This is a genomic window from Micromonospora sp. LOL_015 (assembly GCF_048060275.1).
Classification (GTDB): Bacteria; Actinomycetota; Actinomycetes; order Mycobacteriales; family Micromonosporaceae; genus Micromonospora_E.
The window spans coordinates 1-14,180 of record NZ_JBHMIO010000072.1; the positions used below are offsets into that span (position 1 = coordinate 1).

At 69.1% G+C, this 14,180-nt stretch carries 13 protein-coding genes, 1 tRNA gene and 2 pseudogenes; 7 read left to right on the forward strand and 9 right to left on the reverse strand.

Translation table 11 applies throughout. The features are described from left to right. The coding region (locus ACFHWU_RS27335; protein ID WP_416592055.1) for an IS256 family transposase at positions 1 to 1,233 on the reverse strand (1,233 nt) is incomplete at its 3' end. A 32-nt stretch (positions 1,234 to 1,265) separates the two neighbouring features. Between ACFHWU_RS27335 and ACFHWU_RS27340 the strand changes: the two genes are divergently transcribed. Both ACFHWU_RS27340 and ACFHWU_RS27345 read left to right on the forward strand, forming a co-directional pair. Then, positions 1,266 to 1,436, forward strand: a complete 171-nt coding sequence (locus tag ACFHWU_RS27340; protein WP_416592056.1) for a hypothetical protein — start codon at positions 1,266 to 1,268, stop codon at positions 1,434 to 1,436. A gap of 109 nt (positions 1,437 to 1,545) precedes the next feature. After that, complete coding sequence (locus ACFHWU_RS27345) at positions 1,546 to 2,163, forward strand: hypothetical protein (protein ID WP_416592057.1); 618 nt, start codon at positions 1,546 to 1,548, stop codon at positions 2,161 to 2,163. A gap of 621 nt (positions 2,164 to 2,784) precedes the next feature. Here ACFHWU_RS27345 and ACFHWU_RS27350 read toward each other — a convergent pair. The 4 genes from ACFHWU_RS27350 to ACFHWU_RS27365 form a co-directional block, all read right to left on the reverse strand. Further along, positions 2,785 to 3,765 (reverse strand): hypothetical protein, encoded by a 981-nt coding sequence (locus ACFHWU_RS27350; RefSeq protein ID WP_148083818.1) that lies wholly within the window; start codon positions 3,763 to 3,765, stop codon positions 2,785 to 2,787. 63 nt (positions 3,766 to 3,828) lie between these two features. After that, on the reverse strand, positions 3,829 to 4,395 hold the full coding sequence (locus ACFHWU_RS27355) for a DUF6262 family protein (RefSeq protein ID WP_123606966.1): 567 nt from the start codon (positions 4,393 to 4,395) through the stop codon (positions 3,829 to 3,831). Then, entirely contained in the window at positions 4,392 to 6,953 is a 2,562-nt protein-coding gene (locus ACFHWU_RS27360) for a tyrosine-type recombinase/integrase (protein WP_416592058.1), read from the reverse strand. Before ACFHWU_RS27360 ends, ACFHWU_RS27355 begins: the two co-directional genes overlap by 4 nt. After that, the gene (locus tag ACFHWU_RS27365) at positions 6,950 to 8,026 is read right to left on the reverse strand and encodes a tyrosine-type recombinase/integrase (RefSeq protein WP_416592059.1); all 1,077 of its coding nucleotides are present in this window, start codon (positions 8,024 to 8,026) and stop codon (positions 6,950 to 6,952) included. The genes ACFHWU_RS27360 and ACFHWU_RS27365 overlap by 4 nt, the downstream gene beginning before the upstream one ends. 321 nt (positions 8,027 to 8,347) lie before the next feature. On the opposite strand from ACFHWU_RS27365, the gene ACFHWU_RS27370 reads away from it, so the two are divergent. The 4 genes from ACFHWU_RS27370 (at position 8,348) to ACFHWU_RS27385 (ending at position 10,938) form a co-directional block, all read left to right on the forward strand. Next, entirely contained in the window at positions 8,348 to 9,064 is a 717-nt protein-coding gene (locus ACFHWU_RS27370) for a hypothetical protein (protein ID WP_416592060.1), read from the forward strand. Beyond that, positions 9,061 to 9,753, forward strand: coding sequence for a hypothetical protein (locus tag ACFHWU_RS27375; RefSeq protein WP_416592061.1), 693 nt, complete (start codon positions 9,061 to 9,063; stop codon positions 9,751 to 9,753). The genes ACFHWU_RS27370 and ACFHWU_RS27375 overlap by 4 nt, the downstream gene beginning before the upstream one ends. A gap of 353 nt (positions 9,754 to 10,106) precedes the next feature. Next, a complete protein-coding gene (locus tag ACFHWU_RS27380) occupies positions 10,107 to 10,508 on the forward strand; it encodes an Imm1 family immunity protein (RefSeq protein ID WP_416592064.1) in 402 nt (133 codons plus the stop codon). Positions 10,509 to 10,746: 238 nt separating this feature from the next. After that, positions 10,747 to 10,938, forward strand: coding sequence for a hypothetical protein (locus ACFHWU_RS27385; RefSeq protein WP_416592062.1), 192 nt, complete (start codon positions 10,747 to 10,749; stop codon positions 10,936 to 10,938). 286 nt (positions 10,939 to 11,224) lie between these two features. Here ACFHWU_RS27385 and ACFHWU_RS27390 read toward each other — a convergent pair. The 3 genes and pseudogenes from ACFHWU_RS27390 to ACFHWU_RS27400 all read right to left on the reverse strand — a co-directional run. Beyond that, a tRNA-Lys gene (locus ACFHWU_RS27390) sits at positions 11,225 to 11,300 on the reverse strand. Positions 11,301 to 11,626: 326 nt separating this feature from the next. Next, positions 11,627 to 12,679, reverse strand: coding sequence for an NAD(P)/FAD-dependent oxidoreductase (locus tag ACFHWU_RS27395; protein WP_416592063.1), 1,053 nt, complete (start codon positions 12,677 to 12,679; stop codon positions 11,627 to 11,629). Positions 12,680 to 12,910: 231 nt separating this feature from the next. Continuing rightward, positions 12,911 to 13,063 (reverse strand): annotated as a pseudogene (locus ACFHWU_RS27400) (IS256 family transposase); the annotation flags it as partial. 102 nt (positions 13,064 to 13,165) lie between these two features. On the opposite strand from ACFHWU_RS27400, the gene ACFHWU_RS27405 reads away from it, so the two are divergent. Then, positions 13,166 to 13,840 carry a transposase gene (locus ACFHWU_RS27405; RefSeq protein ID WP_416592065.1) on the forward strand — a complete coding sequence of 225 codons (675 nt, stop codon included), beginning with the start codon at positions 13,166 to 13,168 and terminating at the stop codon, positions 13,838 to 13,840. On the opposite strand, the pseudogene ACFHWU_RS27410 reads toward ACFHWU_RS27405, so the two are convergent. Then, positions 13,815 to 14,120, reverse strand: a pseudogene (locus ACFHWU_RS27410) (integrase core domain-containing protein); the annotation flags it as partial. The gene ACFHWU_RS27405 and the pseudogene ACFHWU_RS27410 sit on opposite strands and share 26 nt — an antisense overlap. Between the last annotated feature and the right edge of the window lie 60 nt (positions 14,121 to 14,180).

The following is a 14,180-nucleotide window of genomic DNA, read 5'->3' on the forward strand; positions in this document are numbered from 1 at the left end:
CCGCGTCTCCCACCTCGCTGCACTCGCGACCAGGTAACCAGCACAATTCGCCAGCGGAGTCTGCTCGTTGGGGAAGTGGCCGCGGGCGCGGACCGCGCGGCGGATGCGGGCGTTGACGCTTTCGATGGCGTTGGTGGAGCAGATGATCCGGCGGATCTCGGCGTCGAAGGCCAGGAACGGCACGAACTCGGCCCAGGCGTTCTCCCACAGCTTCACGATCGCCGGATACCGGCCGCCCCAGGTCTCGGCGAACTCCAGGAACCGTTCGGTGGCGGCGGCCTCGGTCGGTGCGGTGTAGACCGGTTTGAGGGCCTTGGCGATGGCGTCCCAGTGCTGGCGGGCCGCGTAGCGGAAGGAGTTGCGCAGCAGGTGCACCACGCAGGTCTGCACCACGGTGCGGGGCCAGACCTGCCCGATGGCGTCCGGTAGCCCGGTCAGCCCGTCGCAGACGGCCATGAGCACGTCGTCGACGCCGCGGTTCTTGAGCTCCGTGCAGATCTGCAGCCAGAACTTGGCGCCTTCCCCGCCGTCACCGGCCCACAGGCCGAGGATGTCGCGGGTGCCCTCGGCGGTGACCGCGAGGGCGACGTAGATCGGCCGGTTGGCGACCTTCCCATCGCGGATCTTGACGTTGATGGCGTCGAGGAACACCACCGGGTAGACCGGATCGAGGGGCCGGTTCTGCCACTCGGTCATCCCGTCCATCACCTTGTCGGTGATGGTGGAGATCGTCTGGCGGGACACCTCGGCGCCGTAGACCTCGGCCAGATGGGCGGAGATCTCGCCGGTGGTCAGGCCCTTCGCCGACAGCGACAGCACCAGGTCCTCCACCCCGGACAACCGGCGCTGACGCTTGCGGACGATGGCCGGTTCGAACGAGCCCGCCCGATCCCGCGGCACGTCGATCTGCACCGGCCCGATATCAGTGAGCACAGTCTTGGACCGGCTGCCGTTACGGGAGTTGCCGGAGTTCGCGCCCGCCTGGTCGTGCTTGTCGTAGCCAAGGTGGTCGGTGATCTCACCATCGAGGGCCGACTCCAGCACGATCTTCGTCAACTGCTGCAGCAGCCCACCCTCGCCGGACAGCTGCAGCCCCTGCTCACGGGCCTGTGTCACCAACTGTGACACCAAAGCAGGGTCGACACCCCCTGGCGTCGCCTTCGTACGTGGCCGCTTGGCCTTCTCATCACCGGGCACAGCGGCAGTGTCCACCGCGTCGGTCGTGATCGTCATCAGGTGCTACTCCCTTGATCGGAGTTACACCGTTGTTTTTACAGTCCCACTGGCGGTTACAGGCCCGCGGCGTCTACGACCCCGCCGTCATCAACCTGTCCGATCTGCGTAACGCCGCCCACACCGCCGGCGCGTTGATCGGACTCGGCGACGGACGTCCCACCTACGGCCGTTTCGTCGGCACCCTCGACGGCACGGACTGACATGGACGCCACCCGCCCAACCCCACCCCCGGACGATGACCGCCGACCCGCTCGCCGACCCGGCCAACCGGCCGGCCCAGCCCTCCGATGGCAGATCCTCGCCACCGCCATGTCGCGGCTCCAGCCCGGAGACATCCTCAGCTACGACGAGATGGGACAACTGCTCGACCTCGACCCCGCCGACCACACCGGTGGCCGGCAGGCCATCCACGCCGCCGCCCGCAAAGCCGCGGAGGTCCTGCTCACCCGGCACCGCACGGTGTTCACCGTCGCGCGCGGGCGGGGCTACCAGCACGCCCGCCCCGACCAGGTCCTCGACCTCGCGCACCGCCACCAGGCCCGCGCCGTCGCCGAGGTCACCGACGCCCACACCAAGGTCGACACCATCGACCTCACCAGGCTCGACGTGACCACCGCCCGGCTGGTCCAGGCCACCGCCACCGGACTCGCCCACCAGACCGCGATGATGCGCCAACTCGACGTCCGCCAGAACCGGCTCGACACCGCGATGGCCGCCCTGCAGCAAATCCCCCGCACCGCTGACGCCCAGACCGAACCCCACCAACCCCGGCATACCCCCGGCGTGTGGGATCGCCGCGACGGCACCGCCCCCTACCAGCAGCCTTCCGTCGTCTCCCGGGTCGACCCGCAGGTCACCGAACTCGACACCGGCAGGCGCGGCACACCGCCGCCCATCAGCTCCCCACACCCCGAACCCGGGGCGTAGAGGGGGAACCCATGGCACACCCGCGTCGCGGCGCGCCGAGCCAAGCCGACCGCTCGGCTCCGCAGGGCAGCGCACGGCATGCCAGGGCCATCCAAGGAGGAACACCTCCGGGGTCCGACCCGACACCGGGCCGGACCCCGGAGCCCCCGACCAGCCACGACGACCCGAACCAGCACAACCCAGCCCGCCCACACTCCCCGGCCGTTCCAGACGCGCCGTAGCGACCTGACCGCCCGGCTCGCCCGAACGCGCGACAGCCAGGTCCGTGTCCGGGCCGACGACCACCACCAGAGCAAGCAGACCGGCCGACCCGGCCAGCACGCACGAAAGGAGCGAGCAGTGATCGACATCGCCCTGTTCAACTACCACAACGGCGGCCGGACGCCGGACGGCCGCTACGACTTCACCCCGCTCCAACAAGCGTTCGCCGACGTCACCGCAGCGCCCGCCCTGATCCTGTTCTGCTTTTCCGACCGGCGGCGGCACCTCGATCCTCTGACCTGGGATTACGCCCGGCGTACATGTTCGCCACGACATATCGGGCAATGGCGCTCCGGTGTCAGCGGATCGGGTGGGTTGAGTGCCGGTGCTGGGGCGTCGGCGTGCTGCCGGATTGCGACGTCATGGCGTCTTGAGGGCTGCGATGGCCGCGCACAGGTGTCGTGTGTCCTCGATTGCCTGACGGCACTCTCGGTCGCTGATCCTGAGTCGCTGTCCGAGCTTCGCGCTTCCCGTCGGGTCGTTCTCCAGGTACGAGGAGTCAACCACGCCGTCGTTGTGGACGAGCAGATGGCGCTGCTGCCAGGTGACCTTCAGCCGCTGCCATATTGCTTCGTTGACGCGTTGTCGCAGGTCAGCAAACCCGGCGTCGACGAACCGGTCCGCCATGGGTTCGAGACGCTGGAAGACGTTGCGGTCACGCCTTGGAACCGGCCTGCCGTCGATAGCCTTGGCCAGCGTTTCCACCAGACTGACCAGAGCGATCAGGATGTCCGTCCGAGTCTGGTCGAACACCCCTTGCTCGCGCAGCGCCTTCGCTTCGGCCCCTGTCCGTCGGGTCAGATCGTCGAGGCGATCGGTCGCGGCGTCGAGCGCGTCAGCCGCGACGATGTGGGCGGGCAACTGGCCGCATGCCGGACAGTATCGATGTTGGCCGAACACGGCGTAGCGGAGGCGGCAGCTACCGCAGTTCCGCACGCGGACCAGGCGTTCCTCGTCGATGGGAGGAAGCGGCTGCGGACGGTACGGACGTCCACCGAACAGGATTTCGCCGTCAGGCGACAGGCCGTTCGTCATGCGCAGCGCCACCTGCGCCCCGAAGTCCCGGACAGCCACTAGGAAACGATCATGCTGTTGGACGGTCTCGAACCAACCCTTGTGGCTGCTCAGGCCGCAGTACACACACCAGATGCTCTCGGGCAGGCCCTCGTAGTCGTCGTTGTGGAGACGGAAGTCTTCGCCACACTTCGGACACCGCATGCCGATGAAGCCGTCCTCGTCGGCCGGCAGGCTGACCCACAGCCGAGGCATACCGCCGACTTGCCCGACAATCTCTGCCCCGTCCGGCACTCGGATTCCTTCGCCGCCTTGCATGGCGGTCATTGTGCCCCCGTTGGACGCTGGCGGTCATCGTGATTCAGCCGGGCCAGGGGCGGGCAGTCGATGTCATCGCCGCGAGTGTTCGGCGAGTTGCGCTTCGAGGTCGGCGACGTGCTTGTCCAGGAACCGGTTGTTGGTGCGGGCTGCGGTCAGCTTGTCGTCGAGTTGCCGGTTGGCCGCCGACAGTTGCCGGATCTGCTGTTTGAGCTGGGTGTTGGCGGAGCTGACCGCTTGGACGCTGTCGACGGTGTGGGCCTGGGTGAGGTCGTCGAGCTGGCCCATCAGCTCGCCGATGCGGGCGCGCAGGGCGCGGATCTCGCTATGGCTGCGGTGGAGCTGGTCTTCGGCGTTGAGCGCGCGTTCACGCCAGGACGCTTCCTGCTGGCCGCTGGTGTACTCGACCTGCCGGCTGACGCGTCGTTGGTCGCGGTTGGTGGCGGTGGCCTCGGCGAGCAGACGCCGCGCGTCGGGGTTCTGGTAGAGGAAGGTGCGGGAGACTCCGGCGAGATGCGCGACGCCGCGCACCGTGATACGGCTGCCGTCGCGCTGCATGCGGCGCACCGCGGTGCGGACGGTGTCCAGGAGGCGCTGGACGTGGGCGCGACGGGCGGCGACCGCCGCTTCGGTGCTCACAGTTCGGCCTCCTTCGCGGGGTGTTCGTCATGAGCATCGGCGAGCTGAGCGACGCGGAACGCGGTGCTCCAGATGCGATGGAAGTAGTCCTGGGGGCGGCGCAGGTCCAAGGCGAGCGCGTCGTCGAGCAGGCCGAGGCCGGCGAGGGCTTTTTCCAGGCCGTCGATGGCGCGGGCGGTGGGTGCGAACACCTGGTGCAGGTAATCGGCGGTGGCGTCGTCGGGGGCGCGTTCCGCGATGGCCATCCACTGCTCACGTTTGCGGCGCCAGTAGAGCAGGTCGGCGCCGGACATGACGAACTTGGCGCAGCCCTCGCAGTTCAGTTTCCATGGGCAGGCGCCGCCGTCGACGACGGGTTGGAAGGTGCAGAAGCCGCCCTCAGTGGGGGTGCTGCGGCGGGACAGGTCGATCGCGAGGGCTTCGGCCCGCTCCCGGCTCAACCCGGCCGCGCCGTTGGTGAGCAGCTCGCCGGGGTTGGGCGCGCCGGGGCCGGCGACCCACACGCGGCCGAGGACGTCGTCGATCTCCGACAGGGCGATCTTGGCGTAGTGCTCGGTCATCCGGGTGGAGACGTGGCCGAGGTAGCGGCGGATGTGGTGCAGCGCGGCGCCGTTGGCCAACAGTCTGGTGGCCAGGGTGTGCCGGGCCTGGTGCGGCACCCACGCGCCGAGTTCCAGCCCGTCGACCCAGGCTCGGAAGTGCCTGTGGAACCAGGTGTAGGTGGCCGGGCGGGTCAGGTACGGGTTGCGCTGCGGGGACGGGAACAGCGCCATCCGGGCGCGTTCGGCGTCGGTGGGTGGCCGGCCGTGGCGGTACTCGAACCGCTCGATCGTGATGCGTTGCCGTTCACGAAGCTTGTCGTAGAGGACTTCGGGGATGCGGATGGCCTCGTCGTAGTTGCCGACCTTGGTCTGGTCGTGCCACAGCATCGGCAGCCCGCTGTAGCGGGCGACGCAGTCCAGCGAGAGCCGGATGACCTCGCTGGGCCGACGACCGGTGTAGACGAGGGCTTCCCAGATTAACCGGATACCGCCGTCGTGTCGGTCGTGGACCTCGGCCAGCACGGCCAGGCTGGCCTCGTCGGCCAGCGCCCTGGCGACGTCGTCGGGGAACGGGCGCCGGGTGCGGTTGGGTTCCACGCCACCAGCGGGTGCGGCCACGACGAACTCGCGGGCCAGCCCGATCCGCGCGACCTCCCCGCTGTCCAGGGATTGACGCAGGATCTTGCGGATGTAGTTGGCGCCGATGCTGCGGCTGATGTCGCTGGCCGGGGCGGCTGTGCCGTCGCGGCGGCGGATCCCCAACGAGGGCAGGCCGTTGCGGGCCCGGTGCCGCTGGTCGGCGACGAAGGCGTGCATGTGCTCGGCCCGCAGCCGGGTCGGGTCGTGGCCGCCTTCGGGTGCTTCGAGTTCGAGGTAGGCGCTCAGCTCTGCGCAGGCGCGGCGTGCCCCGTCGTACGAGGTATCGCTACGCGGCGGCTTCGGCCGGCGCATCAGGCCGGCGAAGTAGTCCCACAGCGCATCGCGCAGCCACCGCTGGGACACCATCGTGAGGTCCCAGAAGCTACCCCGGGCGGGCAGCCGGGCGCCGAAATGGTCGAACTCGATGAAGCCGGCGTCCCTGGTGTCGGCCGGGCTGTAGTAGACCAGCCGAACCTGGTTGCGGATCTCGGTGACGATCATCCGGTCGGTGTTGGGGCATCCCGCCGGCTCCACCGCCATCACCGAATCCACATCGTGGGCGCGGCAGCGGTTGGCGAAGCCCTGCAACCAGCGCAGCGGCCACATCGAGTGGTGCGGCTGCTGCCCGTGTACGAACATGCCGTACTTGACCTCGGCCGCCAGCAGCGGGGACAGCCCGACCAGGTTGAGCCGGCCTGGCCGCCAGACCGCATCGACGCGTGCGCACCACGACCGGAACGCGGCCTCGTCGTCGAATCGCACGGCTCGGCCTTTGCCTCGCTGGCGGCCCGGGCAGCCTGCGCGGCGGTACCGGTTCTCGTGGCCAGAGCACAGTTCCAGCGACGACGCCGCGAGCGAGGTGCACACCCGCACCTGGCATTCGCCGAACCCGGGCGCGGGTTGCTGGCCGGCCAGCCAGGACTCGAAGTCGCGCACGGGCTGCCGATGTTGCAGCGTCGCCCAGGCGTCGCCGTGGCGTCCGCACAGCCGCAGCCTGATGTTGCGCGATGGCCGGACCTGGCAGATCCGGCACGGTGGTGGTTCGACGTTCTCGCTCTCGTCCAACGGCTGCGCGCCGCGCAGGAACGCCGCACGGTCAAGCCCTCCTGCGCGTGCCTCGGCGAGCAGCTCCGTATGGCCGTTGCACAGGTCCTTGTTGTCCTGGCGGGCGCGCAAGCAGCCGGCGACCCGGCAGCCCCAGCCGAACACCGGGTGCTCGCGGGGCAGCACGATCAGGTCCGGGCGCAGCAGCGGATCGAAGCGTGGCCCGCCGATCAGGGCGGCCAGCAGCTCCAGGCGGTCCCGGCCCACCCGAGTGTCCCGGCCGCCGTGCGGCGGGGTGAGGACCCGCAGCGTCGGCGCAATGGCGGCGGTCATCCCGGGTCACCCCACACCCTGCGCAGGGCGGCGCTGAACGCCGGGTCGGTGATGTCGACATGCGCGTAGATCTCGTCGACCACCGCCGTGGAGGCCCAGCCACCAGCATCCCGGGCGATCATCAGATTTCCGCCAGCGGCGTCCAGGACCGCCGTGGCGAACGAGTGCCGGAAGGCGTGGGGCAGCACCGTGCCGAGCCCCGCACGGTGCCCGGCCCGGCGCAGCATCCGCCGTGCGGCGACCGCAGCCCACGGTTGGCCAGCGGCCGGTCCAGTCAGTTGCACCAACAGCATCCCGTGCTGCGCGCCGGCCGGGTACTCGGTGGTCACGTACTCGAAGTAGGTGTGGATCATCGCCGGGCTGACCCGCTTGATCAGCCCGCCCCGCACCGTGCCGTCCTCCAGCGACCACGGCCACTTCGTCTTGGCCGCGGCCCGGTTCGGGTTGTTCTCCCGATGACAGATGTGCGAGTGCGGTGTTCGGCACTCGCCGCACGGCGCGCCTTCGCGCAGATGGAGGTCCGAAAGATGCAGTCCACACAACTCGCCGATGCGGTACCCGGCATCGGCCAGCCAGGTCACCACCATCCGATCTCTCGCCGTGCGCGCCGCGGCGAGCAGACGGACCTTGGCGCCGTCGGGCAGCATCTTCGGGTGCCGGCGACGCACCCGATGCGGCGCCAGCGGGTTGGCCGGCATCGCCTGCCTGAGGTGACCCAGCAGCGCCCACTCGCGGTCGGCCCGCGACGGCAGCCGGGTCAGGTTCAACTGCCCGCCGAGCCGCTCGTTGATCCCCAACCCGGCCTGGTGCAGGTAGAACCCCTTCACACACGACGCCGCCGTGCCCAGCGTGCTCTGCCCCAACGGCCGGTCCCGCCATGGCTCGCCGAACGGGCCGGCGAACTTCGCGCCGATTGCGGCCATGTACCGCTTCAGATCGTTCAGGGACGCCGCTTCCGGCGACAGTCCCTCCCTGTCCAGCCACCGCAGGTGATCGACCAGCAGGTACGCGTACGTCCGCTGCGTACCAGAACCGTCGAACTCGGCGAGGAACCGATCGGCCTGCCGATACACGATGCCGTCGGGCCACACAATTGTGTACGACCGGCGGCCATCGCGCCGACGGACTTCCTGCACCCGAAGGTCACCAACAACCGGCGTACCACTCACTCGTCCTCCGACCAACGATGGGAACCGACGTCCCGGACCAGTCGGTTAGAACGCACGCGAGGTCAAACGACAACGCCCGTACGGACGTCGCGTACACCCCGCGACCAGGTCGGAAAATTCTGCGAGGCGAGCCGCTACCGCGACAACGCCGGCGCGGCGAAGTACGCCGCCGCCGAGGCCCTGTCGGACCAACTCGGTGTCCCGTACGTCGCCGAGCTGGGCTCGATGCGACGCGGACCGATGCCACCCGCCATCTTCTACAACCCGGACCTGCTGGTGCTGCGCCGCTGGTGGAACCCCGACGACCCCGGGGTGTTCGACGACCAACGCAACGTGGCCCGGTTCGCCCTCCGCGGCAGCGGACCCGTACGCGACCAGCGGCGGGAGTTCCTGGCCTTCGTGCACCACTTCGAACCGCGCTCCGGTGACGCCCGGCTCGAGGAAGCCCGCCGCGTCAGCCGCTACGGCGACACCGAACCGCTACCGGTCATCGGCGGAGGCGACCTCAACGGCACCGCGTCCGGCGGCCACCTACCGCAGCGGGACTGGATGGCCGCCACACCCCACCAGCGCACCCACAAAGGCACGCTCCGGCCTGACGGCACGTGGGGGCCGGACACCCGCGCGGTCGACCACCTCATTGGCGAATGGGACGCCACCACCCGGCAGCGCACCAACGGCTCCGGCCTGCACGCCGTCGCCGAAATGGCATGGCGGGCCGATCCCACCCAGCCGATCACGCCGACCGTCAACCCCGGCATCGACCCCGGCGGCGGTCTGCTCATCGACTGGCTCCTGGCCAACGACGCCATGACACCCCACGTCCTGCCCGACACCTACCGCGTCCACCTACCCGACCCCGGCCAGCCGCCGCCATCGGACCACCGACTGATCACCTGCTCCCTCACCCTGAACACCCCTGCTCGCCCGGAGCGGCGATGAACCCCACCGCCAGCGGACGGGGCATCCTCGCCGCGTGTCTAGCCGCCGTACTCGTGAGCGTCGCCGGCGGGTGCGGGACCGACACCGAGGACCCGCGGCCCGACCCGACACCGCCGTACGACCAGATGCCCCAAAACCTGTGCAGCCTGATGCGGTCGGAGGACCTGTTCCGGCGATTCGGGCTCACCCTCGCTCCCGCCCTAGACCACCACACGACCTACAGCGTGGTACGGACCCACTGGTTTGCGAACTGCATCTACGTCGCCCACGCCACCAACGGGCGTTTCACCACCAAACTCGGCGGCTTCGAACCCGTCGGCGGAATACACATCCGGGTCTACGACGACGTGCCAAGCGCGGTCGAGGCGTACAACCAGGACGCCGCCCGCTACGTCGACCTGTGGAAGGACACCACACCCGGCACCACCACCGCCGACCTCACCGGCTGGTGGGAGGACAGCGGACTCTCGTTCGAAACCGTCGAAGACCTGGACGCGAGCAGCACCACCGGCGGCGGCCTCGGAGCCACCCAGATCGACATCACTCACCTCGTCCGCGACGAGAACCTGGTCGTGATGGCGTACGTGCAGGCGCTGACACCCACCGCGGAGACGGACACCGCGCTCACGCTCCTGCACGACCTCACCGACACGCTGACCGACCAGACAGCCAGACGCCTCGGCCGCTAACCAGACAACTCAACCCGACCAGACCCACGAGATGAAGGACCGGAAACCACCACCGTCGCCTCCCAGGGCTGCAGGGCCGACGACCGAGCCGCACCACGGCTACAAGGTCGCAGTCACGTCATCGGTGTCGGGCATCCTGAGCGGTCGTTCGTCGACTGACCCGACCGCGGCCGCCCGCACGGCAACGGCGACCGGTACGCCGTCAACCCGATGCCGGCGGCATCAACCCGACCCGCCGCCACCGCGATCGCGGCCCACCAGCTCGCCGGCCACAACCTCCGCGCCGGCACGGCCCCGCCGCCGGCCACACGGCCCGACCGACCGGCATAGGGGAAGGAGGACCTTTGACCGCGGTGATGATGGACTACCACGGCCACCGCGAGCCGTTGCCCGACCCCGGCCGCGCCGCAGAATCGTTCGCCGATCAGGCTGAGTCGATCATGGCCCACGGTGGAACCGGCCAGACCATCTGGATCGGCCCCGTGAACGGGCAGCCCCAGCTGCGGATCGACGTCGACACGCACGTCAACCGGGCCGCGGTGTGCTGGCTTCCGGACGGCACACGGGGCATCGAGCGCGAACCCGTCGGCCCGATCACGGTTGTCGAATCGCCCGATTCCGGCCTGGTCACCGTGCCCGCCATCCTGGCCCGGGTCAGTGTCGCCGCCACCGGCCGCGCCGTCGCCGAATACACCGCCACAGGCCGCCGACCCACCTGCCTCACCTGGCAGACAGAGCACCAACGACCAGGGTGATGCCGGGCAGGAGCTGGGGCGGCGCGATCGACTCTTGCGGGAGATCGACATGGAGATGGTGCCGCGCCGCCCGACCGCAGCATATGACAGGCCGCGTCGAGCACCTCGGGCTCACAACCGTTCGGGTCCACCAGCCCCGCCCGGCACACGGGCGTTGTGGGCGGTCAGGCCCAGGCCGCACACCGACGGCCGACCCGTCGCGCACCTGGATGGGCGTTCTTTCACCCCGTGGCTGTCCTTGACCACGGCCGTCGATGGCATCGCTGACCCAAACGCCGCGCCGATCGTCGACGCGCAGGTCGCCAACCGGCTCCGCACCCAGCGGCTGGCGTCTCTACGCGCGAACAAGACCCCCGACTACGACCGATACCTGGAGCTGCTGAAGGGTCGGACCAGCGGACAAGGCGCGCGCCGGCGGTGCGGCCCGTGATGTTCGCCGAACACGACCAACCGCAGCCGGTAGTTGACGAACTTTCTACATGGTGCCGCCCGGAATGGCCGGGTTGCGATCGGCGGCGAGCACGGTCACCCGGCCAGGCCTTCCCCATTCTGCGTGCCACACCCTGCGGTCCGGGCCGGCAGCCGTGGTCGCCGACGCGGTCGTGGGCGTCTTGGGTGTTCGCTGGGTGCTCCCCGCATAGCGGGTCATATCCGGCAAATCTGGCCCGACAGAAGGTGGTTTAGTCATCGAATGATGGCTATTTTCCCAGGTCATGTGGTGGGCCGCCTGGGACTCGAACCCAGAACCTAAGGATTAAAAGTCCTCAGCTCTGCCGATTGAGCTAACGGCCCGTCAAGGGCCAACCCTACTCCGCCTGGCCGCGGCTGCTGCATCCGCCCGTCTGCTGCCCGGGTCTGGGGCTGTCGCGGCTGACGGGTGACGGCGGGTGTCGGTGTACGGGCTCCAGTGCAGAGCCAGGTACGCCAGACGTACACACGCCGGGATGTCTGCCGATTCGGATCCGCCGGCGGCTGCGGACGCAGTGGCCTCCATCCGCTGTTCACGCTGGGTTACCAAGAGAGTTGGGTAGGTGCACCGGCTCGCGGCAGATCCGGATGGCGGCCTCGCCGTCCCGACGGTGTACCTGGCCTGTTGAATACCGGGTTCGGAGCTTCGGTCAGTGTTCGACGTCCGGCCGGAACCGGGCCGGCCGTACGCCGGCCAGTTGCTCAGCCTCGACTCCGTCCACGATTTCTGCGGCGACGAGCCGCGCGACGGTTGGGGCCAGAGTGACGCCGGAATGCATCACGGCGACGTAGACGCCGCCCACGCCCGGAACGGGACCGACGATCGGTAGCGCGTCGGCCGGCATGGGCCGGGTCCCAAGGCGCACACTGACCAGGTGGACGTCCTCGGCGTCGAACGTGGCGACGAGGCGGCGCAGCACCCTCTCGCCTGCTCTCTGCAAGTCCTCGTGACTGGTCTCCCCCTGATAGCTAGCGGCAATCAGCAGGTGACCGTCGGTGGCTTCACGAACCTCCAGATCCGGGGTGGCGACCAGCGTGCGAACCAGGCCAGGTGGCCCGCTAAGGCGTATCAGCAGCGCTGGCGACGGCGCGACGGGCAGATCGAACCCCAGCGGCCCACACAACAAGGGGGCGTCGACACCGGCGGTCACCACGACGATGTCGGCGGGCAGGTTGCCGGCGGATGCCCGCACTCCCACGACCCGGCCGTCGCGCATAGTCAACGCGGTGACGGCGGAGTTGGCTATCAACTGTGCGCCATGGTTCTGAGCCGCACGCACCAGCGCCTGTGTCACGGCAACCGGATCGACCGCTCCGTCGCTCCCGAGGTGCAGGGCGCGCGTCGGCGGTACCCGCAGGCGCGGCTCCACCCATTCGACCTCCGCAGCGTCGAGGAGACGCTCCGCCGGTCCCGTGCGGACATCATCGAGCTGGTCCGCACCCCATATCAAAGCGCCATGCCAACGCACCCGCACGCCCGGCACGTCCTGCTCCAGGCACCGGTAGTCCGGCACGACGTGGCACCGTAGGGAAGTGCTGCCGTCCGGCACGTCCGCCCCGCGTGGACCACCGATCCAAGCGAAAGAGTCTGCGGTCACTCCACAAGCTGGAACCGATTTGTCCAGCAGAACGACCTCGGCTCCAGCCCGCGCCACCTCGAACGCCACGGCAGCGCCGACGATCCCGGCGCCCACGATCACCACTCGTGTCAACTACTCTCGGATCCCTCGCTCCGCGACAAGCCGGCATCAGCCTCTCGTACGCGTCGACCCACATAGCGACCATACCTAGAAACGCGGCTTCCGCTCATCGGCAGATCCGCGCGTCGAGGGATCGACAGTGCCCAGCGAACCCTCACGCAACGTCACCAACCTTGACCGTCGCCACGTCGAGGGGTGCTCTGTCAAGTTTTCGGTGTAACTGAGGTGAAATAGCTACTTGCGTCCGGTACGGAGTCGGCCGTCGAAGGCGATCTCGAAGGCGTTCAGGGCCGCCTTCCAGCGGATGGCCCAGCGTTTGCGTCCGGTGCCGGTGGGGTCCAGGGACATCACCGCCAGGTACACGCACTTGAGCGCTGCCTGCTCGGACTCCGCTGGCAAATTCGCTGTGTGTCGCTGCCAGGCGGGTCGGGCGTGGCTGCTCAGGCTGTTGTCTGGTGGTGACGGAGCTGATGGTCGGGAGTGGTGGCGATGTCGTTGTGCCCACGTGCGGATGATGGGATCCCCGCGCAGACCGTGCGGGTGGCCAGGGCGGCGTTCCCGAAGACGACGTTCTGCATGCGGCTACGTGACGTGCTCGGCCCGCTGTTCAGTGACGAAGCGTTCGCGAGCCTGTTCCCCGCACGTGGACGGCCAGCCGCCTCGCCGGCGACGCTGGCGATCGTCAGCGTCCTGCAGTTCACCGAAGGACTCTCCGACGCCCAGGCGGCCGACGCGGTCCGTGGCCGGCTCGACTGGAAGTACCTTCTGGGACTGGATCTGACCGACCAGGGGTTCGACGCCTCGGTCCTGTCGGAGTTCCGTGGCCGCCTGGTCGAGTCCGGATCCGCCGAGGCGCTGGTGTTCGAGGCGGTGCTCGATCGGCTCAGAGCGGCGGATCTGCTGGCGGCGGGCGGACGAACGCGAACCGATTCAACCCATGTCCTCGGTGCGATCCGTAATCTGGAACGCCTGGAACTGGTCGGCGAGACGCTACGCGCGGCGCTTGAGGCCATCGCCGCGACCGCCCCGGACTGGCTGCGTGACAACGCACCCGTCGACTGGTTCACACGCTACGGTCCCCGCGTCGACGCCTACCGACTACCGAAAGTGTCAAGCCCCGGGTTTGATGGAGAGTTGGTTAGCTGGTTTTCAGGGTTGCGGTGACCGGGTGGGTCATCGCGTGTAGCGCTTCGTACTCGGCGGGCGGGACGTGTCCGAGTTCGCCGTGGAGCCGCCGGTTGTTGTACCAGTCGATGTACTCGACGGTGGCCATCTCCAGGTCGTCGAGGCCGCGCCACGGACCGGTGTTGCGGACGAGTTCAGCCTTGTAGAGGGAGTTGAACGCCTCGGCCATGGCGTTGTCGTACGAGTCCCCTTTGGATCCGACGGAGGTGACGGCGCCGGCCTCGGCGAGCCGCTGGGTGTAGCGGATCGCTCGATACTGCTTAGGTTCAAGGAGTCGTTGCAACACCGGCTACTTGAACCGATTCTAGGTGTTCGGCCA

Coding starts and splice junctions, on each gene's coding strand:
- ACFHWU_RS27360 (WP_416592058.1), bottom strand. CDS start 6,953: ATGACCGCCGCCATTGCGCCGACGCTGCGGGTCCTCACCCCGCCGCAC.
- ACFHWU_RS27345 (WP_416592057.1), top strand. CDS start 1,546: ATGTCGCGGCTCCAGCCCGGAGACATCCTCAGCTACGACGAGATGGGA.
- ACFHWU_RS27405 (WP_416592065.1), top strand. CDS start 13,166: ATGTCGTTGTGCCCACGTGCGGATGATGGGATCCCCGCGCAGACCGTG.
- ACFHWU_RS27375 (WP_416592061.1), top strand. CDS start 9,061: ATGAACCCCACCGCCAGCGGACGGGGCATCCTCGCCGCGTGTCTAGCC.
- ACFHWU_RS27370 (WP_416592060.1), top strand. CDS start 8,348: ATGCGACGCGGACCGATGCCACCCGCCATCTTCTACAACCCGGACCTG.
- ACFHWU_RS27350 (WP_148083818.1), bottom strand. CDS start 3,765: ATGACCGCCATGCAAGGCGGCGAAGGAATCCGAGTGCCGGACGGGGCA.